The following is a 19,849-nucleotide window of genomic DNA, read 5'->3' as shown; positions in this document are numbered from 1 at the left end:
TTGCATCGGGCCGCGCTTCGGGTTTGTCTGCGCGCCCAATCCCAAGGAGGGTGACATGGATTTCGGCCTGTCCGACAAGAAAGCACTGGTTCTGGCCTCGAGCCGCGGCCTCGGTCTCGGCATCGCGGAGGCGCTCGCCGCCGAAGGCGCGACCGTCATGCTCGTCGGCCGCACCGCCGACCGCATCAAGGCCAATGCCGAGGCGATCACCGCCCGCGGCAAGGGCAAGGCCTATGGCATCGCCGCCGACCTCGGCGCCGAGGGCGCCGTCGAGGAGATCGTGGCGCTCGCCGAGAAGACCCTCGGGCAGATCGACATCCTCGTGAACAACACCGGCGGCCCGCCGGCCAAGCCGGCCACCGAAGTCGCCCCCGAAGAATGGGCTAAGATGTTCAAGGTGATGGTGGAGCCGGTGTTCCAGATCACCGCAAAGGTCCTGCCGGGCATGCGCGCCCGCAAATGGGGCCGCATCCTCACCGTCGCGTCCTCCGGCGTCGAGAACCCGATCCCGAACCTTGCCCTGTCGAACGCCCTGCGCTCGACCATCGTCGGCTGGTCGAAGACGCTGTCGACCGAGGTCGCCAAGGACAACGTCACCGTCAACATGATCCTGCCGGGCCGCATCGCCACCGACCGCATCAAGGAACTGGACGAGGCCAATTCCAAGCGCAGCGGCAAGTCGATGGACGAGATCCAGGCCGCCTCGATCGCCACGATCCCGGCCGGCCGCCTCGGTACCGCCGCGGAATTCGGCGCCGCCGCCGCCTTCCTCTGCTCCGAGCAGGCCGCCTACATCACCGGGTCGAAGATCCGCGTCGACGGCGGCGCGACGAAGAACGTCTGATGCACCCCATCACCTGAGACGACCAGATGCCCGGGCCAGGTCCCGGGCATCTGCATTCAGGGAACCGGGCTCCTGCCGGTTTCTTGCGGCGGCGCAAGCCCACACGGCCCCGCTGCCTGTCGCCTTGGCGCTCTCCCTCGGTTAGACTTTCCGACATCGTTCTCCAGCCCCCGAGGAGCCTCCGATGTCCTTTGCCCCGACACCCGATCCTGCCCCCGGCGACAGCTTCGCCTGCGACGCCATCGACATGGTCATCGTGCCGCGGACGCACGACATCGGCGGCTTCACCGTGCGCCGCGCCCTGCCCTTCGCCAAACGGCGGATGGTGGGCCCCTTCATCTTCTTCGACCACATGGGTCCGGCCGAATTCAAGGATGGCGGCGGCATCGACGTGCGCCCTCACCCCCATATTGGCCTGTCCACCGTCACCTATCTCTTCGAGGGCGAGATCCAGCACCGCGACTCGCTCGGCACCTACCTGCCGGTCCGCCCCGGCGAGGTGAACCTGATGACCGCCGGTCGCGGCATCGTCCATTCCGAGCGCACCGACCCTGCCCTCAAGGCCTCCGGCCACAAGCTGCACGGCATCCAGAGCTGGGTCGCCCTGCCGAAGACGCACGAGGAGACGACGCCCGGCTTCGAGCATGTCGAGGAACGCGAGCTGCCCGTCATCCGCGGCGACGGCAAGACGATCCGCGTCGTCATGGGCACGCTCTATGGCGAGACCTCGCCGGTCACGCAGAACTGGGAGACCATCTACGGCGACATCATTCTGGAGGCCGGGGCGAAGCTGCCGGTCGATACCGACACGGAAGAGCGCTGCCTCTACGTCGTCTCCGGCGAGATCGACCTGCAGGGCGACATCTTCCGGGAGGGACAGCTTCTGGTGCTGAGGCCAGGCGACCGCATCACCCTCTCCGCCGTGACGCCGGCGCGGCTCATCCTCTGCGGCGGGGCGACCATGGATGGGCCCCGCATCATCTGGTGGAACTTCGTCTCGTCGTCGAAGGAAAGACTGGAGCAGGCCAAGGAGGACTGGAAGCAGAAGCGCTTCGACACCGTGCCGGGGGACGAAGAGGAGTTCATCCCCCTGCCGGAGTGAGGCGTCAGGCGGGCGCCTGCGCCTTTTCCTCGAACTGCAGGAAGGCCGTGTAGGCGTCGGCCGCATACATCAGCGAGGGGCCGCCGCCCATCTGGATGGCGACGCCGAGCACCTCGGCCACCTCCTGGCGGGTGGCGCCGAGCTTCACCAGCGCCTCGGCGTGATAGCCGAGGCAGCCGTCGCAGCGGGCCGCGACACCCAGCGCCAGGGCGATGAACTCCTTGGTCTTCTTCGAGACGGCGCCGTCCTTCATGGCGGCCTGCGTCATGGTCGAGAAGCCCGCCATGGTGTCGCCGGCCTCTTTGCGCAGGTCGCGCAGGCCGGCGGACAGGGCCTTGGTGATCTCGGGGTAGGTCTTGGTCATGGATGCCGATCCGTGTTCATATTCTTAATTTTGCATATAATGACAAACGACACCGCAGACAATGCCTGCGACCGCACACCACGCCTGCACCGGTGAGGCCTCCCGGCCACGCCACATTGCGCCACCCCATCCGGTGGTGTACCCCTCGGACCCCTGCGATCCCTATTGATCCGTCCCGCCACAAGCCGGTGACACGAGTGACCGAACGCCCCAGCACGCCGCTTCTCGACACGATCCGCCTGCCCGCCGATCTCCGCAGATTGCCCGAACATCAGATCAAGCAGGTCGCCGCGGAACTGCGGGCGGAGACCATCTCCGCTGTTTCGGTGACGGGGGGGCATCTCGGCGCCGGACTCGGCGTGATCGAACTGACGACCGCGCTGCACTACGTGTTCGACACACCATCCGACCGCATCATCTGGGACGTCGGCCACCAGGCCTATCCGCACAAGATCCTCACCGGCCGGCGCGACCGCATCCGCACGCTGCGCCAGGCCGGCGGCCTCTCGGGATTCACTAAGCGCTCCGAGAGCGAATACGACCCCTTCGGCGCCGCCCATTCCTCGACCTCGATCTCGGCGGGACTCGGCATGGCGGTCGCCCGCGATCTCGACGGCGCGAAGAACCATGTGATCGCGGTGATCGGCGACGGCGCCATGTCCGCCGGCATGGCCTATGAGGCGATGAACAACGCCGGCGCGCGCCACGAGCGGCTGATCGTCATCCTCAACGACAACGACATGTCGATCGCCCCGCCGGTCGGCGCCATGTCCGCCTATCTGGCCCGTCTCGCCTCGGGCAAGACCTATCTCAGGCTGCGCGACATCGGAAAGCAACTGACCAAGCACCTCGGCAAGACCATCGACCGCACCGTGACGCGCGCGGTGGAGCATGCGCGCGGCTTCGTCACCGGCGGCACGCTGTTCGAGGAACTCGGCTTCTATTATGTCGGGCCCATCGACGGGCACAATCTCGACCATCTGCTGCCCGTGTTGAAGAACGTCCGGGACGCCGATTTCGGCCCGATCCTGGTGCATGTCGTGACCCAGAAGGGCAAGGGCTACGCCCCCGCCGAGGAGACCGCCGACAAGCTCCACGCGGTGGCGAAGTTCGACGTCGTCACCGGCACGCAGGTGAAGGCCAAGGCCAATGCGCCAAGCTATACGAAGGTGTTCGGCGAGAGCCTGATCAGGGAGGCGGCGAAGGACGAGAAGATCGTCGCCATCACCGCCGCCATGCCCTCCGGCACCGGTATCGACCTCTTCGAGACGATCTATCCCGCCCGTACCTTCGATGTCGGCATCGCCGAGCAGCATGCCGTGACCTTTGCGGCGGGCCTTGCGACGGAGGGCTACAAGCCCTTCTGCGCCATCTACTCGACCTTCCTGCAGCGGGCCTACGACCAGGTCGTGCACGACGTCGCCCTGCAGAGGCTTCCGGTGCGCTTTCCCATCGACCGCGCTGGCCTCGTCGGCGCCGATGGCGCCACCCATGCCGGCTCCTTCGACGTCGCCTATCTCGGCTGCCTGCCGGGCATGACCATCATGGCGGCGGCCGACGAGGCCGAACTCATGCACATGGTCGCGACCGCCGCGGCCTATGACGACGGCCCCATCGCCTTCCGCTATCCGCGCGGCGAGGGCGTCGGCGTCGACCTGCCGGCGGAAGGCGTGCCGCTCGCCATCGGCAAGGGGCGGATCGTCCGCGAGGGAACGCGCGTCGCGCTCCTGTCGCTCGGCACCCGTCTCGCCGAATGCCTGAAGGCGGCCGAGGATCTCGGCGCGCTCGGCCTGTCGACCACCGTGGCCGACGCCCGCTTCGCCAAGCCGCTGGACATCGATCTCGTCACCCGCCTCGCCCGCGAGCACGAGGTGCTGATCACGGTGGAGGAAGGCTCCATCGGCGGATTCGGCTCGTTCGTGCTTCATGCGCTGGCCGACCGCGGCCTGCTGGACGGCGCCTTCCGCGTCCGCTCCATGGTGCTGCCGGACGTCTATCTCGACCAGGACAAACCCGAGGCCATGTATGCGAAGGCGGGCCTCGACGCGAAAGGCATCGTCGCCAGGGTCTTCGAGGCGCTGGGCCGCGAGGTCGTCACCGTTGCATCCGGGGCGCTGAGGGCTTGACCACGCCCCGGCGCCGCGCCGACCTGCTTCTCGTCGAGCGCGGCCATTTCGAAAGCCGCGCGCGAGCACAGGCGGCGATTGCCGCCGGCCTCGTGGTCGCGGACGGCAGGCCGGTCCGCAAGGCCTCCGAAGAGATCCCCTCCAATGCCGCTATCGTCGCGGAAGCGCCCCATCCCTGGGTGTCGCGCGGCGGCATGAAGCTGGCAAAGGCGCTGGAGGCCTTCATGGTACGCCCCGGCGGGAGGGTCTGCCTCGACGTCGGCTCCTCGACCGGCGGGTTCACCCACGTGCTGCTGACCGAGGGCGCGAAGCATGTCTTCGCGGTCGATACCGGCCGCGGCCAGTTTCACGCCAGCCTGCGCGATGATCCGCGCGTCACCCTGATGGAAGGCACCGACATCCGCCACCTGACACCCGACGCTCTGCCCGACCGGCCCGATCTCGCCGTCATCGACGTCAGCTTCATCTCCCTGAGGCTGGTGCTGCCGGCGGTCTCGGCCCTGCTCGCTCCCGACGCCGAACTCGTCACGCTCATCAAGCCGCAGTTCGAGGTCGGCCGCGGCCATGTCGGCAAGAACGGCATCGTGACGGATGACGCCGCGCGCGACGCGGCCGTGGCCGGGATCAGGGCGGAGGCGGAAGGCTTCGGCTGGCGCATCGGCGGCATGATCGACAGCCCGATTTCCGGCGGCGACGGCAACCGCGAATTCCTCATGCACGGGTGCCGGCCTTGACCCGTCGTTGGCATAAGGCACAGCCGAAGTACGTCCTTCGAGGCTCGGGCCAGGGCCCTCGCGCCTCAGGATGAGGAGCGAGCTGCCAGGCATCTGGGACGAACTGAGCGCCGGCCATTGCATCTGAAGCCACCGGAGTGCCATTCACTCCCGTCCTCATCCTGAGGTGCGAGCCACGGCGAGCCTCGAAGGACGCACTACTTTCGTGCAGGGAGCCAAAGATCGGAACCTCATGACCACCCGTCTCACCATCTCCCATGTCGGCCATCGCGGCGACGGCATCGCCGGCGACCGGTTCGTGCCCCTCACGCTGCCCGGCGAAGTGGTGGAGGTCGAGGGTGAGGCCGAGCGGGTCATCGCCTCGCGCATCGTCACGCCGAGCCCCGACCGCGTCGCCCCGCCCTGCCCGCATTTCGGCACCTGCGGCGGCTGCGCCCTGCAGCACTGGGCCAGCGCCCCCTATCTCGCCTGGAAGCGCGATATCCTGGTCACGACGCTCGCCCAGCATGGACTTCATCCGGAGGTGGCGCCGACCATCGATGCGCAGGGCGAGGGCCGCCGCCGCGTCACCTTCCACGCCCGGCGGGGCACCGGCCCGCGCCTCGAGGTCGGCTTCGCCGCGGCGCGCAGCCACGCCATCATCGCCATCGACGCCTGCCCCCTTCTGGCACCCTCCCTCGACACCGCCCTGCCCGCCGCGCGCCTCGTCGCCCGCGCACTGGAGGGTGTCGGCAAGCCGATCGACATCCAGGTCACGGCGACGATCCAGGGTCTCGACATGGACCTGCGCGGGCCCGGCCGTCTCGGCGAGAAGGACCGCCTGCGCCTGATCGAGGCGGCCAACGCCGCCTCCCTCGTGCGCCTCACCAATCACGGCGACCTCGTCATGCAGCGCGAGCCGCCCTCGGTGCTGATCGACGGCATCCGCGTGCACTTGCCGCCGGGCGGCTTCCTGCAGGCGACCGAGGCAGGCGAAGCGGTTCTGGCAAGCCTGGTGCTCGAGGGCGTCGGCAAGGCGAAATCGGTGGCTGATCTCTTCTGCGGCGTCGGCCCCTTCGCCCTCAGGCTCGCCCGCCAGGCCAAGGTCAGGGCGGTGGATTCCGACGCCGCCGCGATCGCGGCGCTGGCGCAGGCCGTGCGCATGGCGTCCGGCCTCAAGCCCATCCAGGCCGAGACGCGCGACCTGTTCCGCCGGCCGCTGATGCTCTCGGACCTGAAGGGCCTCGACGCGGTGGTGTTCGACCCGCCGCGCGCCGGCGCCGAGGTTCAGGCGAGGACGCTCGCCAAGGCCGATGTCGGACGCATCGTCGCCGTCTCATGCAATGCCGGGACCTTCGCCCGCGACGCCTGCATCCTGATCGCGGCGGGCTGGACGCTCGGCTCGGTCACGCCGGTCGACCAGTTCCAATGGTCGGCGCATGTCGAACTGGTCGCGACTTTCAGCCGGTAGCCTCAGGAGCGCGGTGCGGCGGCCCTCGCCAGCCGGTCGCGGATGGCCTCCCCAAGACCTTCCCCGGGGATCGGCATGACGGCGATGCGCGCCGCGCCCGACGCATCCAGCCCCCGCAGATGGCCGAAGAGGTTGGCCGCCGCCTCGGCGAGATCGCCCGACATCGAGAGGTTGAGGACGGTCGTCGCCCCTGTCGGCACGTCGGAACCGAAGGCGAGCAGCGCCTCTCCGGGCTCCACGGTCACGGCGTTGAGCCGGATGCCGGCCTGCGGGGCGTAGTGCGACGCGAGCATGCCCGGCGCGATGGTCGCCTCGCCCGCCGCGGCGGCGAGCTTCCGGCCGATGACGGCCTCGATCGCCCCGCGCGCCACGCCGCCGGGCCGGAGCAGGACAGGCGCGCCGCCGAGGCAGGCGACGATGGTCGATTCCACACCCACGTCGGTCGGCCCGCCATCGACGACGGCGTCGATCCGCCCGTCGAGATCGGCAAGCACGTGGGCCGCCGTCGTCGGGCTGACATGACCGGAGCGATTGGCCGACGGGGCGGCGACGGGCCGACCGGCGGCTTTCAGGATCGCCTGCGCGATCGGATGGTCCGGCACGCGCAGACCGACCGTGTCGAGCCCGGCGCGGGTGAGATCGCAGATGCCTGCGCCCTCCGCCATGGGGACGACGAGGGTCAAGGGGCCGGGCCAGAAGGCGCGGGCGAGCGCCGCCGCGTCGGCGTCGAAGGTTCCCAGCGCCAAGGCTTCGTCGGTCGTCGCCACATGGGCGATCAGCGGATTGAAGCTCGGCCGGCCCTTGGCCTCATAGATGCCGGCCACCGCCCGGCCGTCCGTGGCGTCGGCGCCGAGGCCATAGACGGTCTCGGTGGGGAAGGCGACGAGGCGGCCGGCGCGCAACATCCTGCCGGCTTCGGCAAGGCTGGCGGCATCCGGGGCAAGGCGTTGGGTAGAACGGGCTGTCATGGCCGGCGCTTAGCACGGGCGGGCGGGAAACTCACGTTGGAAGGAGCCCCGGGCTCTTGCCCCTCACCCTTCCCCCGATCCGCCATCCGGCGTCCTTGCCGCTGGGCCATGTCAGACCTAGAAACAGAGCCGACCGGAGGATGCCCATGACCTATCGCGCGCCCGTCGCCGACATGATCGACACGCTGAAGCATGCCGTCGGGCTCGAGGAAGCCCTGGCGAGCGGCCTCTATGGCGACCTCACGCTGGATGACGTCTCCGCCATCCTGGAAGAGGCCGGCAAGTTCGCGAGCGACCGCATCGCCCCGCTGAACAGCCTCGGCGACCGCCACGGCACGCCGTTCAAGGACGGTGTCGTGACCATGCCTCCCGGCTGGAAGGAGGTCTATACCGACTGGGCGGCCGCCGGCTGGAACGGCCTCATGGCCGATGCCGATTTCGGCGGCCAGGGCCTGCCCTGCGTGATCAATTCCGCCTGCATCGAGATGTGGAACGCCGCCTCCGGCGCCTTCGGCCTCGGGCCGCTGCTGACCCAGGGCGCCATCGAGGCGATCACCGCCCACGCCTCGGAGGACCTCAAGGCCAAATACCTGCCGAAGATGATCACCGGCGAGTGGACCGGCACGATGAACCTGACCGAGCCCTCCGCAGGCTCGGACCTGTCGGCCTTAAGGACCCGAGCCGAGCGCGCCGACGACGGTACCTACCGCATCACCGGCTCGAAGATCTTCATCACCTATGGCGAGCACGACCTGACCGAGAACATCATCCACCTCGTGCTGGCGCGCCTGCCCGATGCCCCGGCCGGCACCAAGGGCATCTCGCTGTTCCTCGTGCCGAAATTCCTCGTGAACGCCGATGGCTCCATCGGCGCGCGCAACGACGTGCGCTGCCACTCCATCGAGCACAAGCTCGGCGTCCACGCCTCGCCCACCTGCACCATGGTCTATGGCGACCAGGGCGGCGCTGTCGGCTGGCTGGTGGGCGAAGAGAACCGCGGCCTCATGGCCATGTTCACGATGATGAACAATGCCCGGCTCGCGGTCGCCCTGCAGGGTGTCTCCATCGCCGAGCGGGCGACGCAGCAGGCCATCGCCTATGCGATGGACCGGCGGCAGGGCAAGGCGCCGGGCTCGAAGACCGAGGGCATCAGCCCGATCATCGAGCACCCGGACGTCAAGCGCATGCTCGCCACCATGCGCGCCTCGACGCGCGCGGCACGGGCCATCTGCTACATGCTGGCTGCCGAGATCGACCGCGCCCATCTCGCCGCCACCGAGGAGGAGCGGAAGGCCGGCAATGCGCGCGCCTCGCTGCTCACGCCCATCGCCAAGGCCTTCTCCACCGACATCGGCAACGAGGTCGCCTCGCTCGGCGTGCAGGTTCATGGCGGCATGGGCTTCGTCGAGGAGACGGGCGCGGCGCAGCACATGCGGGACGCACGCATCTACGCCATCTACGAGGGCACCAACGGCATCCAGGCCATCGACCTCGTCAGCCGCAAGATCGGCATCGACGGCGGCGCGCTGGTGGAGGCGGAGATCGCGCGCATGCGCGGCATCGTGGCCGAGGTCGCGCGGTCCAACGCGGCGGACTTCGGCCTGACGGCCTCCCGCCTCGGCGAGGCGGTCGACGCGCTCGCGGCGTCGACGCGCCATCTCCTGGAGGCGCTGAAGTCGGACCCGGCGGATGCCCAGGCTGGCGCCACGCCCTATGCGCGGCTCTTCGGCCTGGCGCTGGGCGGCACCTCGCTCGCCGAGAAGGCGTTGAAGGCGCGCGCCAACGGCGTCGACGAGGCAGCCCGCGCCGAAGCCCTCGGCCTCGCCCGCTTCTTCGCCGAGAATCTCGCGACCGCTGCGCCCGGCCTCGGCGCCAGCGTCACCTCCGGCGGCCAGGCCGTCGTCGATCTCGACATCCCGTTCGCCAGCTAAGGACCCACCCATGGACGGCACCCCCGCGAAGGCAAGCACCGACCACGTGACGATCACCCGTCACGACAAGGGCGTGGTGCTGGTGCGCATGAACCGCTTCGACAAGAAGAACGCGCTCACCGGCGCCATGTACGACACCATGCGCGGCGTCATCGAGAATGCGGGCGCGGAGGGCACCCGCGCCGTGGTCTTCGCCGGCGGGCCGGGCGTCTTCACCTCGGGCAACGATATCGGCGACTTCATCCAGCGTTCGTCCGGCGGCGAGACCCGCTCGCCGGCCGGCGACTTCATCAAGGCGCTGGCGACCGTCGAGGTGCCGATGATCGCCGCCGTCGATGGCCTCGCCATCGGCATCGGCACCACCATGATGCTGCACATGGACCTCGCCTATGCGAGCCCCAACGCCATGTTCCGCATGCCCTTTGTCGACCTCGGGCTGGTGCCGGAGGCGGCCTCCTCGCTGCTCTTCCCGCGCCTCGCCGGCATCAAGAAGGCGACCGAGTATCTCATGTTGGCCGAGCCCTTCGGCGCGGCCGAGGCCGAGGCCATGGGACTGGTGAACGCCGTGCTGCCGGCGGAGGAGATCGAGGCGAAGGCTCTGGCGGTGGCGACCAAGCTCGCCTCCAAGCCGCCCATCGCGCTCGCCCATTCCCGCCGTCTGCTGCGCAAGGGCGCGGAGGAAGTCCGCGCCCGCATGGAGGAGGAGGGCGCGCTGTTCGCCGAGCTTCTGAAGGGCGACGAGGCGAAGCAGGCCTTCATGGCCTTCATTTCGCGGAAATAAGGGCACCGGCATCGGCCGGGTTCCCTGTCGGAGCGCCCTCAGCCCTCCAGCATTTCCGTCGAGACGATCTCGATGCCGAATCCGCCGAGCCCGACATAGTGGCGGGTCTTGGAGGCCAGCAGCTTGATGCGGTTGGCGCCGAGGTCCCGCAGGATCTGCGCGCCGAGGCCGATCTCGCGCCACTGGTCGTCACGCATCTTGGCGGAGCCGTGGCTCTCGTGGATGTCGGCGGCGGGGGCGGTTGCCGCCAGCGACTGGGCCGGCACCCCGGCCGTGCCGTCGCGCAGATAGACGAGGATGCCGCCCTTCTCGGCCAGTAGCTTCATCGCCGCATCGGTCGAGCGGTGCTTGCCGAAGACGTCGCGCAGCACGGTCTCGCGATGCAGGCGCACGAGGGTCGAGCCTGATTCATCCACGTCACCGAAGACCAGGGCAAGGTGCTCCACCCGGTCGTAGGGCGTGCGATAGGCGATGCCGCGGGCCGGGCCATAGGGGGTTTCGATCGGAAAATCGCCGGCGCGCTCCACCAGTCGGTCGCGCGCCTGCCTGTATTTGATGAGGTCGGCGACCGAGACCATGACGAGGCCGTGCTTCTCGGCGAAGGCGGTCACCTGCGGACCCCGCGTCACCGTGCCGTCGTCATTGACGAGCTCGCAGATGACGCCGATCGGCGGCAGCCCGGCGAGCTTGCAGAGATCGACCGCGGCCTCCGTATGGCCGGAGCGCATGAGAACGCCGCCATCCTTGGCGATCAGCGGGAAGATGTGGCCGGGGCGGACGAAGTCCACCGCTCCGACATTGGGATTGGCCAGCGCACGGACCGTGGCGGTGCGGTCATCGGCGGAGATGCCGGTGGTCGTGCCGTGACGGTAGTCCACCGAAACGGTGAAGGCGGTGCCGTGCGGCGAGTCGTTGGACGAGACCATCGGGTCGAGGCGCAGGCGCTGCGCCTCCTGCAGGGTCAGCGGCGTGCAGACGATGCCGGAGGTATGGCGGACGATGAAAGCCATCTGTTCCGGCGTGCAGAGCGAGGCAGCGACGATGAGATCGCCCTCGTTCTCGCGGTCGTCGTCGTCGGTCACCACGACGATCTGCCCCCTGGCGAAGGCATCGAGGGCGGCCTTCACGCGTTCGGCGGCTTCGAGCATGGATCTCTCCTCATCACGCGGCCCCTTGAGGCCGATAAAGTCGTTCGGGGTCACGGCACCCGCCGTCAGTTCGGCGATGCGCTGGGCCGTCTCGCGCGACATCCACGGCGCGTCGCCATTGCACAGCGCGGTGATGGTGGCGGGCGAGACGCCGAGCTGGCGGGCGAAGGCCAGCCGCGTCATGCCGGCGCGGGCGAGCCAGATGTCGAGTTTCATGGGTGCAAGATGGCCGCGAGGGCAATTTCAGTCAAACTGAAATTCTGCGGACACAGGTCTGCATTTCGGCCGGGGTGAACGGACTGCATCCATGAAGTGCGTCCTTCGAGGCTCGCTCCGCTCGCACCTCAGGATGAGGAGGGCATCGAGTTGCACGGGCCGCGGCAATGGAAGCGAGCCCGACCTATGCCGCACCCGGATGCCGGACTCCACCTTCCTCATCCTGAGGTGCGAGCCCCCGGCGATGCCTCGGCATCGTCCGGCGGCGAGCCTCGAAGGACGCACTTGCTCCCTGCAGGGCGCTCCGGCTCACCCGTTCTGGCCGCGGTTCCGGAGATAGTGGTCGGCGATCACGCAGGCGACCATGGCCTCGCCGACCGGCACGGCGCGGATGCCGACACAGGGGTCGTGGCGGCCCTTGGTGAGGATGTCGGTCTCGCCGCCCGACTTGTCGATGGTCAGGCGCGGGGTGAGGATCGACGAGGTCGGCTTCACGGCGAAGCGGGCGACGATGGCCTGGCCGGTCGAGATGCCGCCGAGGATGCCGCCGGCATGATTGGACAGGAACAGCGGCTTGCCGTCATTGCCCATGCGGATCTCGTCGGCATTCTCCTCGCCGGTCAGCTCCGCCGCGCCGAAGCCCGAACCGATCTCGACGCCCTTCACCGCATTGATGCCCATGAGGGCGCCGGCGATCTCCGCGTCGAGCTTGCCATAGATCGGGGCACCGAGACCCGCGGGCACGCCCTCGGCGACGATCTCCAGCACCGCACCGATGGAGGAGCCGGACTTGCGGATGCCGTCGAGATAGGTCTCGTAGAAGGCCGCCCTCTTCGCGTCCGGGCAGAAGAACGGGTTGTTGCCGACCTCCGCCCAGTCCCACCTGTCGCGATCGATGGCGTGCGGTCCCATCTGCACCAGCGCGCCGCGCACCACGAGGCCGGGCACGACCTTGCGGGCGATGGCGCCCGCGGCGACGCGGGCGGCCGTCTCCCGCGCCGAGGAGCGCCCGCCGCCGCGATAGTCGCGGATGCCGTATTTCGCCTCGTAGGTGAAGTCGGCGTGTCCCGGCCGGAACTTGTCCTTGATGTCGGAATAGTCCTTCGAGCGCTGGTCGGTGTTCTCGATCAGCAGCGCGATGGGGGTTCCCGTCGTCACCTGCACGCCCTCGTCGTCCGTCATCACACCGGAGAGGATCTTCACCTGGTCCGCCTCCCGGCGCTGGGTGGTGAAGCGCGAGGTGCCGGGCCTGCGGCGGTCGAGATCGGCCTGGATGTCCTCGGCGGTCAGGGGAATGCGCGGCGGGCAGCCGTCCACCACGCAGCCGAGCGCTACCCCATGGCTCTCGCCGAAGGTGGTTACGCGGAACAGGTGGCCGAAGGTGTTGTGCGACATGGGATGCCGATTACAGGGGCGCGCGGCGCGCGGCAAGCCGACCGACCGGCCGTCACTCCTCCAGATAGATTCCCGTATCGAACTTGATCCGCTGCAGGTTGAAGCTCGAGCGGAAGCGCTTGATGTTGTGTTCCTGCGCCAGCACCTGCCGGACGAAGTGGTTGTAGTGGTCCATGTCGCGGCACACCACGATGAGCAGGTAGTCGGTCTCGCCGGTGACGAAATAGCATTGCTGCACCTCCGGCTGGCTCGAAATGTGCCGCTCGAAGGACCGCAGCACGTCCTCGCGCTGACGGTCGAGTTCGACCGAGACGAAGGCGATCAGCGTTGTCCCGACCCGCGCCGGATCGACCAGCGCCACCTCGCGGGCGATGTAGCCCTCGTCCTTCAGCCGCCGCACGCGCCGCGAGGTCGGTGCCGGCGACAGGCCGACCTCAGAGGCCAGATCCTGGTTGGGGATTGCGGCGTTCCGCTGCAGCCGGTTGAGGATCTTCCGGTCGATGCGGTCGAGGGGCTCGTTCGCAACGGCCGGTGTCGACTTTGGATTGCGCGATACAGCCGGCTTTTTCATCTGGATTGCGCTCCCTGGCCTGAATGGCGCAATCAGACAAGCAATTCTTGTGCAAGTTCGCAACCCGCCGACCCTCCCGCCGTGGCACGCTTTTCTTCCATCGGACGACCGGTGGGTCGCCCGTCGCCATGTCACAAGCGCCGGAGACCTGCGATGGCCAGCAAGCTGCAACTCGACAAATTTCCCCGTCAAAAGCTGACCTTCGGCCCTTCGCCGGTGGAAAAGCTCGATCGCCTCTCCGCGCATCTCGGCGGCGACGTCGAGATCTGGGCCAAGCGCGAGGACTGCAACAGCGGCCTCGCCTTCGGCGGCAACAAGCTGCGCAAGCTCGAATATCTGATCCCCGAGGCGATCCAGCAGAACTGCGACACGCTGGTCACCATCGGCGGTGTCCAGTCGAACCACACCCGCCAGGTGGCGGCCACCGCCGCCAAGCTCGGCATGAAGTGCCGCCTCGTGCAGGAGAGCTGGGTCAACTGGAACGACGCCGTCTATGATCGCGTCGGCAACATCCAGATGAGCCGCATCATGGGCGCCCATGTCGAACTCGTCGACGAGGGCTTCGGAATCGAGTTCAAGCAGAGCTGGGAGAACGCGCTGGAGGACGTGAAGGCCAAGGGCGGCAAGCCCTATGCGATCCCGGCCGGGGCCTCCGACCACAAGCTGGGCGGTCTCGGCTTCGTCGGCTTCGCCGAGGAGGTCAGGGCGCAGGAGGCCGAGCTGGGCTTTGCCTTCGACTACATCGTGGTCTGCTCGGTGACCGGTTCCACACAGGCCGGCATGGTGGTGGGATTTGCCGCCGACGGCCGCGCCGACCGCGTCATCGGCATCGATGCCTCTGCGACGCCGAAGGAGACGCGCGCGCAGATCAAGCGCATCGCCGAACGCACCGCCGACCTGGTCGGCCTCGGCCGCGCCATCACCGACGCCGACATCGTCCTCAACGAGGACTACGCCTATCCCGAATACGGCCTCGCCTCGCCGGAGACGGTGGAGGCCATCCGCCTGTCGGCGCGCACCGAGGGCATGCTCACCGACCCGGTCTATGAGGGCAAATCCATGCAGGGCATGATCGATCTGGTGAAGAAGGGCTTCTTCCCCAAGGGCTCGAAGGTGCTCTACGCCCATCTCGGCGGCGTACCCGCGCTCAACGGCTACAGCTACCTGTTCAGGAACGGCTGAGCCATGACGGGGCCGGCGCTTCTCCTGGAGGTGCCGTGCGGAGCGGCCAGCCTCCAGACTGCCGTGCTGCACCGCCTCGCCGCCATGGCGCTGGGCGGTGCGGCGACGGTGATCGCCGCCGGGAGCGACGGCGAGACCGGCGTCCACGTCACGCTGGTCGCCTTTCCGGCGGTTGGCCTTCGGGAGGCCTTCCGCACCGACATCGCCGATCTCGTGGCGTCGGGGCTCGTCATCCGCCCCCTGGCTCTCAAGCAGCCGCCCTCGAACGGGCCGGCCCTGCTGTTTCCCTAGACGCCCGTCGGCGCCAGGACGCCGCCGACGCGGAGCGGCGTCACGGCCGTTGCGAGGCCGTTCGCACCGATATCGACGATGATCCCCGAGAGGGTCGCCACACCTCCGGCCGGCTCGAACTTGCCGCCCGGCGTCTTCTCGCGCATGCGGCGCAGCGGCTCGGCCTTGTCCATGCCGATGACGCCGTCATAGTCGCCGCACATGCCGACATCGGTCTGAAAGGCGGTGCCGCCCGGCAGGACGCGGTGGTCGGCGGTCGGCACATGGGTGTGGGTGCCGACGACGAGCGACACGCGCCCGTCCAGCACATGGCCCATGACCTGCTTCTCGCTGGTGGCCTCGGCATGGATGTCGACGCCGATGGCATCGGCCACCCGGCCGAGCGGAGCGGCCTCCACCTCGCGTTCCACCGCGGCGAAGGGGTCGTCCATGGCGTCCATGAAGACGCGACCCATGACGTTGACCACCAGCACCTGCGCGCCGTTCTTCGCCTCGATCAGCGCCGCGCCGCGGCCGGGCGTGCCGGTGGGGTAGTTGACGGGGCGGACGAGGCGCGGCGCGCGGTCGATGAAGACGAGGGCTTCCCGCTGGTCCCAGGAGTGGTTGCCGAGGGTGACGCAGTCGGCGCCGGCGTCGAGCAGTTCCTCGTAGATCGCCTCGGTGATGCCGAAGCCATGCGCCGCGTTCTCGCCGTTGATCACGACGCAGTCGAGCTTCATCTGCGCGATCAGGCCGGGCAGGTTTTCGGTGACGGCGGTCCGGCCGGACTTGCCGACCACATCGCCGAGAAAGAGGAGGCGCATCAGAAAGCCCTGAAACCGGTCTCGTTGAGCAGGAAATCGAGCTTCCGGTCATGAGGCTCGTGCGGCACGGCGTCAACCTCCTGGCACGCGAAGGCGATGCCGACGGCGATGCGGCGCGCCATGGCGTCGAGACGTGCGAGCGCCATGTCGTAGTGGCCCTTGCCGTAGCCGATGCGGTGGCCGTTGCGGTCGAAGGCGGCGAGCGGCGTCAGCAGCACCTCGGGGAAGACCTCCGCGGCCTCCGGGCCGGGGCCGTAGGTGCCGAAGCCCATGGGCACGAGGTCGGCGCCGCGGACGAGTTCGCGGAAGATCATCGACTCCTTGCGGTCGGGGAAGGCGGGAAGCGCAAGGCGGGCGCCGGCCCGGCGCAGGCGGTCCATCAGCGGGCGGACGTCGATCTCCGACCGGATCGGCAGGAAGCCGGAGACGACCTTGCCGGCGACGTCGATGCGGTCGAGCGGAAAGGTCTCGGCCAGCGTCAGGGCCGCCTCGATGCGAAAGGCGGGGTCGAGGGCATCGCGGCGGGCGAGCGCGGCGTCGCGCAGGGCGGCCTTGGAGAGCGGGGTCATGGGGACCACTTAGCCGAGCTGCGTGCCGGCGTCACCAAGGGGGCGTTGCACTTGCCTGATGCAGGCCGCGAGCTGCGCGAGAACCCCAATGGGAGAGGAGAAGTGGAGCCGCTCGGCCGTCGGACAAGCGATCCCGGGAACCTACCTAAGTAGGTGGGCGCCGTGTGCCCAAGTCCACGGACAAGGGCAGGAACAGCTCCCGTGAGATCGATAAGGCCCCGGGGAATTTGTGCCCTGACGCGCGTCGCAGCTCCAACCCCAAGATAGGGCGGATGCCGTGCCGGCGAAAGGGCCGTCGCGGTGATCGCGACGAATTCACCGCTGCCATCCCGCCTCGCCGGTTGACGCTCGCCACACCTGCCCCCCAATAGGGTCCAAACCCCGAAGAACCGCTTGCCGGAACACCCATGCCGCTGCCGAAGCCCGTCACCGCCCTCGCCCCGCCGCTGCCCGAGGCCCTGATCGCCCGGTTTGCGGCCATCGTCGGCGAGCGCTACGCCATCACCGATCCCGATGACCAGGCGCCCTATCTGCGCGACGACCGCGGTCTCTACCATGGCCGCACGCCGCTGGTGGTGCGCCCGGGCTCGACGGACGAGGTCGCCGCGGTCATGGCGCTCGCCCACGAGACCGCCACGCCCGTGGTGCCTCAGGGCGGCGCGACGGGGCTCGTCGGCGGCCATGTGCCGCACGAGACGGGTGCGGAGATCGTCCTCTCGCTCAACCGCATGACGGCGATCCGCGCCATCGACCCCGCCGGCAACACCATGACGGTCGATGCCGGCGTCACCCTCCAGCAGGCGCAGGACGCGGCCGCCGGGGTCGGCCGCCTGTTCCCGCTCAACATCGGCTCGAAGGGCTCCTGCACCATCGGCGGCAACCTCTCGACCAATGCGGGCGGCACGCAGGCCGTCGCCTATGGCATGGCGCGCGATCTCGTCCTCGGGCTAGAGGTGGTGCTGGCCGACGGCCGCATCTGGCATGGCCTCAGAACGCTGAAGAAGGACAATACCGGCTACGACCTGAAGCACCTGTTCATCGGCGCCGAAGGTACGCTCGGCATCATCACCGCCGCCGTGCTGAAGCTCGCCCCGGCGCCGCGGTCGGTCGAGGCCGCCTGGGTCGCCGTGCCATCGCCGGAAGCGGGCCTTGCCCTGCTCAACGCCGCGCAGGAGCGAGCCGGCCCCTCCGTGACCGGCTTCGAACTGATGCCGCGCAACCTGTTCGAGTTCGTGCTGCGGCACCTCGCGGGCGCGCGCGATCCGCTGGCCGAGCCCTCGCCCTGGTACTGCCTCGTGGAACTGTCCACCGCCTCAGCCGCGGGCCTGCGCGAGACGCTGGAGGAGATCCTCGCGACCGGTTTCGAGGAGGGCACCGTGACCGACGCGGCGCTCGCCGACTCCATCGACCAGCGCAACACCTTCTGGCGCCTGCGCGAGGGCATGAGCGAGGTGCAGAAGCTGGAAGGCGGCTCGATCAAGCACGACGTCTCCGTGCCCGTCGCCGCCGTCCCCGCCTTCATCGCCGAGGCGGTGGCGGCGTGCCTCGCCTACATGCCGGACTGCCGGCCCGTGCCCTTCGGCCACCTCGGCGACGGCAACATCCACTTCAACGTCAGCCAGCCCGTCAGGATGGACAGGGCGGCCTTCCTTGAGCACTGGGATGCGGTGCAGACCATCGTTCACGACATCGTCGGCACCTATGGCGGGTCGATCTCGGCGGAACACGGCATCGGCCGGATGAAGCGTGACCTGCTTCCGGGGGTGAAGGACCCGGTCGCCATGGACATCATGCGGCAGGTGAAGGCCGTGCTCGACCCCAAGGGGCTGCTGAACCCCGGCAAGGTTCTCTAGCGCCGCCGGCCAAAGCCGGCGGCACCTTGCCGATCGGACGCGTCAGGCGGCGACCTTGCCGAGGAAGTCCTCGACGGCGGCGCCGAGACCTGCGGCCGACTGCTCGACGCTCGCGGTGGTCTGGCCCATCGTCTCCGACGACGCGGCGCTGGCGCCGGCCTTGGCCGCGATGTCGCCGACCGCCGCCTCGATCCGATCGGTCAGATCGCGCATCTCGCCGATGCTGCGGTTGATCTCCTGCACGGCAGCCGACTGCTCCTCGATGCCGGCGGCGAGCGCCGCCGCATTGTGATCGATCTGGCCCATGCGGCTGGAGATGCCCTCGATGGCGCCGACAGCGCCCTTGGTCAGTTGTTGGACGGAAGAGATCTGCTGGGCGATCTCCTCGGTGGCCTTGGAGGTCTGGACGGCGAGCGACTTCACCTCGGAGGCGACGACAGCGAAGCCCTTGCCGGCATCGCCCGCACGTGCCGCCTCGATGGTGGCGTTGAGGGCGAGGAGGTTGGTCTGCTCGGCGATGGACTGGATCAGGGCGACGACGGCGCCGATCTTCTCGGCGGCCCCCGACAGTTCGGAGATGTTGTCATTGGCCTGGGTCGCCTCGCCGGCGAGTTCACGCACCACGGACGCGGTTTCTCCGACCTTCTGGGCGAGTTCGCCGACCGAAGCGCTGAGCTGGTCGGTGGCTGTGGCGACCGCTCCGATATTGGTCACGGCAGCCTGCGAGGAATGGGCGGCGCGCTCGGTCATCGCGACCGTGCCATGGGCGGCCTCGCGAACAGTCCCGGAGGCATCGCCAAGCGCCGCCATGCCGCTGCGAACGCCGGCGAGGACACCGGCGACGTGCCCCTTGAAGTCACCGATGGCGGCTTCGAGACGGGCCTGCCGCTCGGTCTGGGCTGCGGTGAGCGCGCGTTCGCTGGAGGCTGCGGCTTCCATCCGCTCGGTGGCGAGATTGGCCTCCGCGATCGCGGCATCTGAGACGGCGAAGGCCGAGGCAAGTCGATCGCAGAGCCAGGCGAGCGCCACGGCCTGCGCCACCAGGATGACGGCATGAATGACGACACGTCCGAAATCCCCGCCCTCGGGGAACACGGCCAGCGGATAGAGCATGTTAAGGCCGAGATGGTGGACGGCGACGACTACCGTGTAGGCGGCGACCGAGCGCCAGCAGCACCACAGCGCGACGACGGCGAGGCCGGCGAAGAAGGCCATGTGCATGTCGATCTGATAGACCGAGCGCTCAAGCGCGAAGGTGAGGAAGGCGACCAGCGCCGCGGCTGTCACCGATGATCCGACGCGTGCGGTGACGTCGGTCCGGCCCTTGCCGATCGCGAGCAGGCCGAGCGCGGCGACGATGACGGTGCCGGCAAGGGTAACGACCATGCCGCCGGTGCCGCGCATCAGCGCCAGACCGACGATGAGCAGGGCCAGCGCGGCGAGCGCGCCCTGCATGACGGGCGCGACGGTCGCGCGCAGCCGGTCGAGTGTGGAGGAGGACGAGGCGAGGCTCATGAAATG

18 protein-coding genes and 1 other RNA gene are annotated in these 19,849 nt (G+C 69.0%); 10 read left to right on the top strand and 9 right to left on the bottom strand.

The genetic code is table 11. The features are described 5' to 3' along the window. The first annotated feature begins 55 nt into the window (after positions 1 to 55). Both ACJ4V0_RS18870 and ACJ4V0_RS18865 read left to right on the top strand, forming a co-directional pair. The gene (locus ACJ4V0_RS18870; RefSeq protein ID WP_448301153.1) at positions 56 to 844 is read left to right on the top strand and encodes an SDR family oxidoreductase; all 789 of its coding nucleotides are present in this window, start codon (positions 56 to 58) and stop codon (positions 842 to 844) included. A gap of 184 nt (positions 845 to 1,028) precedes the next feature. After that, on the top strand, positions 1,029 to 1,946 hold the full coding sequence (locus ACJ4V0_RS18865; RefSeq protein WP_448301152.1) for a pirin family protein: 918 nt from the start codon (positions 1,029 to 1,031) through the stop codon (positions 1,944 to 1,946). A 4-nt stretch (positions 1,947 to 1,950) separates the two neighbouring features. Here the strand turns inward: ACJ4V0_RS18865 and ACJ4V0_RS18860 are convergent, their stop codons facing one another. Further along, entirely contained in the window at positions 1,951 to 2,310 is a 360-nt protein-coding gene (locus ACJ4V0_RS18860) for a carboxymuconolactone decarboxylase family protein (protein ID WP_448301151.1), read from the bottom strand. A gap of 197 nt (positions 2,311 to 2,507) precedes the next feature. On the opposite strand from ACJ4V0_RS18860, the gene dxs reads away from it, so the two are divergent. The 3 genes from dxs to ACJ4V0_RS18845 all read left to right on the top strand — a co-directional run bounded on the left by dxs (position 2,508) and on the right by ACJ4V0_RS18845 (position 6,620). Continuing rightward, entirely contained in the window at positions 2,508 to 4,436 is a 1,929-nt protein-coding gene (dxs, locus tag ACJ4V0_RS18855; protein WP_448301150.1) for a 1-deoxy-D-xylulose-5-phosphate synthase, read from the top strand. Next, on the top strand, positions 4,433 to 5,170 hold the full coding sequence (locus tag ACJ4V0_RS18850) for a TlyA family RNA methyltransferase (protein WP_448301149.1): 738 nt from the start codon (positions 4,433 to 4,435) through the stop codon (positions 5,168 to 5,170). The genes dxs and ACJ4V0_RS18850 overlap by 4 nt, the downstream gene beginning before the upstream one ends. A 232-nt stretch (positions 5,171 to 5,402) precedes the next feature. Then, positions 5,403 to 6,620 carry a class I SAM-dependent RNA methyltransferase gene (locus tag ACJ4V0_RS18845; RefSeq protein WP_448301148.1) on the top strand — a complete coding sequence of 406 codons (1,218 nt, stop codon included), beginning with the start codon at positions 5,403 to 5,405 and terminating at the stop codon, positions 6,618 to 6,620. A 2-nt stretch (positions 6,621 to 6,622) separates the two neighbouring features. Here ACJ4V0_RS18845 and ACJ4V0_RS18840 read toward each other — a convergent pair whose 3' ends face one another. Next, positions 6,623 to 7,588, bottom strand: a complete 966-nt coding sequence (locus ACJ4V0_RS18840; RefSeq protein ID WP_448301147.1) for an L-threonylcarbamoyladenylate synthase — start codon at positions 7,586 to 7,588, stop codon at positions 6,623 to 6,625. A gap of 146 nt (positions 7,589 to 7,734) precedes the next feature. Here ACJ4V0_RS18840 and ACJ4V0_RS18835 point away from each other — a divergent pair, with 146 nt between their 5' ends. Together ACJ4V0_RS18835 and ACJ4V0_RS18830 are read left to right on the top strand one after the other, a co-directional pair. Beyond that, the gene (locus ACJ4V0_RS18835; protein WP_448301146.1) at positions 7,735 to 9,519 is read left to right on the top strand and encodes an acyl-CoA dehydrogenase family protein; all 1,785 of its coding nucleotides are present in this window, start codon (positions 7,735 to 7,737) and stop codon (positions 9,517 to 9,519) included. 10 nt (positions 9,520 to 9,529) lie between these two features. Next, a complete protein-coding gene (locus ACJ4V0_RS18830; RefSeq protein WP_448301145.1) occupies positions 9,530 to 10,300 on the top strand; it encodes an enoyl-CoA hydratase-related protein in 771 nt (256 codons plus the stop codon). Between the two features lie 38 nt (positions 10,301 to 10,338). Here ACJ4V0_RS18830 and ribB read toward each other — a convergent pair whose 3' ends face one another. From ribB to ACJ4V0_RS18815, 3 genes are all read right to left on the bottom strand, one after another. Then, positions 10,339 to 11,664, bottom strand: coding sequence for a 3,4-dihydroxy-2-butanone-4-phosphate synthase (gene ribB, locus ACJ4V0_RS18825; RefSeq protein ID WP_448301144.1), 1,326 nt, complete (start codon positions 11,662 to 11,664; stop codon positions 10,339 to 10,341). A 309-nt stretch (positions 11,665 to 11,973) separates the two neighbouring features. Then, on the bottom strand, positions 11,974 to 13,059 hold the full coding sequence (gene aroC / locus ACJ4V0_RS18820) for a chorismate synthase (protein ID WP_448301143.1): 1,086 nt from the start codon (positions 13,057 to 13,059) through the stop codon (positions 11,974 to 11,976). Positions 13,060 to 13,111: 52 nt separating this feature from the next. Next, the gene (locus ACJ4V0_RS18815) at positions 13,112 to 13,630 is read right to left on the bottom strand and encodes an Lrp/AsnC family transcriptional regulator (protein ID WP_448301142.1); all 519 of its coding nucleotides are present in this window, start codon (positions 13,628 to 13,630) and stop codon (positions 13,112 to 13,114) included. Between the two features lie 153 nt (positions 13,631 to 13,783). On the opposite strand from ACJ4V0_RS18815, the gene ACJ4V0_RS18810 reads away from it, so the two are divergent. Beyond that, positions 13,784 to 14,812 carry a 1-aminocyclopropane-1-carboxylate deaminase gene (locus ACJ4V0_RS18810; protein WP_448301141.1) on the top strand — a complete coding sequence of 343 codons (1,029 nt, stop codon included), beginning with the start codon at positions 13,784 to 13,786 and terminating at the stop codon, positions 14,810 to 14,812. A gap of 3 nt (positions 14,813 to 14,815) precedes the next feature. Next, the gene (locus ACJ4V0_RS18805) at positions 14,816 to 15,103 is read left to right on the top strand and encodes a hypothetical protein (protein ID WP_448301140.1); all 288 of its coding nucleotides are present in this window, start codon (positions 14,816 to 14,818) and stop codon (positions 15,101 to 15,103) included. On the opposite strand, the gene ACJ4V0_RS18800 is transcribed toward ACJ4V0_RS18805, so the two are convergent. The 3 genes from ACJ4V0_RS18800 to ssrS form a co-directional block, all read right to left on the bottom strand. Then, the gene (locus tag ACJ4V0_RS18800) at positions 15,100 to 15,906 is read right to left on the bottom strand and encodes a TIGR00282 family metallophosphoesterase (protein WP_448301139.1); all 807 of its coding nucleotides are present in this window, start codon (positions 15,904 to 15,906) and stop codon (positions 15,100 to 15,102) included. The two genes, ACJ4V0_RS18805 and ACJ4V0_RS18800, sit on opposite strands and share 4 nt — an antisense overlap. Continuing rightward, positions 15,906 to 16,475: a 5-formyltetrahydrofolate cyclo-ligase gene (locus ACJ4V0_RS18795; RefSeq protein ID WP_448301138.1), complete on the bottom strand. Its 570-nt coding sequence runs from the start codon at positions 16,473 to 16,475 to the stop codon at positions 15,906 to 15,908. Before ACJ4V0_RS18795 ends, ACJ4V0_RS18800 begins: the two co-directional genes overlap by 1 nt. A 101-nt stretch (positions 16,476 to 16,576) precedes the next feature. Continuing rightward, a non-coding RNA gene (ssrS, locus tag ACJ4V0_RS18790) (6S RNA) lies at positions 16,577 to 16,731 on the bottom strand. A 151-nt stretch (positions 16,732 to 16,882) separates the two neighbouring features. On the opposite strand from ssrS, the gene ACJ4V0_RS18785 reads away from it, so the two are divergent. Continuing rightward, positions 16,883 to 18,328 (top strand): FAD-binding oxidoreductase, encoded by a 1,446-nt coding sequence (locus ACJ4V0_RS18785; protein ID WP_448301137.1) that lies wholly within the window; start codon positions 16,883 to 16,885, stop codon positions 18,326 to 18,328. Positions 18,329 to 18,370: 42 nt separating this feature from the next. Here the strand turns inward: ACJ4V0_RS18785 and ACJ4V0_RS18780 are convergent, their stop codons facing one another. Continuing rightward, entirely contained in the window at positions 18,371 to 19,843 is a 1,473-nt protein-coding gene (locus ACJ4V0_RS18780) for a methyl-accepting chemotaxis protein (RefSeq protein ID WP_448301136.1), read from the bottom strand. Between the last annotated feature and the right edge of the window lie 6 nt (positions 19,844 to 19,849).

The sequence above is a fragment of the Phreatobacter aquiterrae genome (assembly GCF_053471285.1).
Note: the sequence above shows the minus strand (reverse complement) of the source record. Positions and strands in the feature narration are given on the sequence as shown.

What these genes read in the sequence shown, in the direction of transcription:
- ACJ4V0_RS18810 (WP_448301141.1), top strand. Translation starts at nt 13,784, where the DNA reads ATGGCCAGCAAGCTGCAACTCGACAAATTTCCCCGTCAAAAGCTGACC.
- ribB (WP_448301144.1), bottom strand. Translation starts at nt 11,664, where the DNA reads ATGAAACTCGACATCTGGCTCGCCCGCGCCGGCATGACGCGGCTGGCC.
- ACJ4V0_RS18815 (WP_448301142.1), bottom strand. Translation starts at nt 13,630, where the DNA reads ATGAAAAAGCCGGCTGTATCGCGCAATCCAAAGTCGACACCGGCCGTT.
- ACJ4V0_RS18845 (WP_448301148.1), top strand. Translation starts at nt 5,403, where the DNA reads ATGACCACCCGTCTCACCATCTCCCATGTCGGCCATCGCGGCGACGGC.
- ACJ4V0_RS18865 (WP_448301152.1), top strand. Translation starts at nt 1,029, where the DNA reads ATGTCCTTTGCCCCGACACCCGATCCTGCCCCCGGCGACAGCTTCGCC.
- ACJ4V0_RS18830 (WP_448301145.1), top strand. Translation starts at nt 9,530, where the DNA reads ATGGACGGCACCCCCGCGAAGGCAAGCACCGACCACGTGACGATCACC.
- ACJ4V0_RS18805 (WP_448301140.1), top strand. Translation starts at nt 14,816, where the DNA reads ATGACGGGGCCGGCGCTTCTCCTGGAGGTGCCGTGCGGAGCGGCCAGC.
- ACJ4V0_RS18785 (WP_448301137.1), top strand. Translation starts at nt 16,883, where the DNA reads ATGCCGCTGCCGAAGCCCGTCACCGCCCTCGCCCCGCCGCTGCCCGAG.
- ACJ4V0_RS18860 (WP_448301151.1), bottom strand. Translation starts at nt 2,310, where the DNA reads ATGACCAAGACCTACCCCGAGATCACCAAGGCCCTGTCCGCCGGCCTG.
- ACJ4V0_RS18780 (WP_448301136.1), bottom strand. Translation starts at nt 19,843, where the DNA reads ATGAGCCTCGCCTCGTCCTCCTCCACACTCGACCGGCTGCGCGCGACC.
- ACJ4V0_RS18795 (WP_448301138.1), bottom strand. Translation starts at nt 16,475, where the DNA reads ATGACCCCGCTCTCCAAGGCCGCCCTGCGCGACGCCGCGCTCGCCCGC.
- aroC (WP_448301143.1), bottom strand. Translation starts at nt 13,059, where the DNA reads ATGTCGCACAACACCTTCGGCCACCTGTTCCGCGTAACCACCTTCGGC.
- ACJ4V0_RS18835 (WP_448301146.1), top strand. Translation starts at nt 7,735, where the DNA reads ATGACCTATCGCGCGCCCGTCGCCGACATGATCGACACGCTGAAGCAT.
- ACJ4V0_RS18870 (WP_448301153.1), top strand. Translation starts at nt 56, where the DNA reads ATGGATTTCGGCCTGTCCGACAAGAAAGCACTGGTTCTGGCCTCGAGC.
- ACJ4V0_RS18800 (WP_448301139.1), bottom strand. Translation starts at nt 15,906, where the DNA reads ATGCGCCTCCTCTTTCTCGGCGATGTGGTCGGCAAGTCCGGCCGGACC.
- ACJ4V0_RS18840 (WP_448301147.1), bottom strand. Translation starts at nt 7,588, where the DNA reads ATGACAGCCCGTTCTACCCAACGCCTTGCCCCGGATGCCGCCAGCCTT.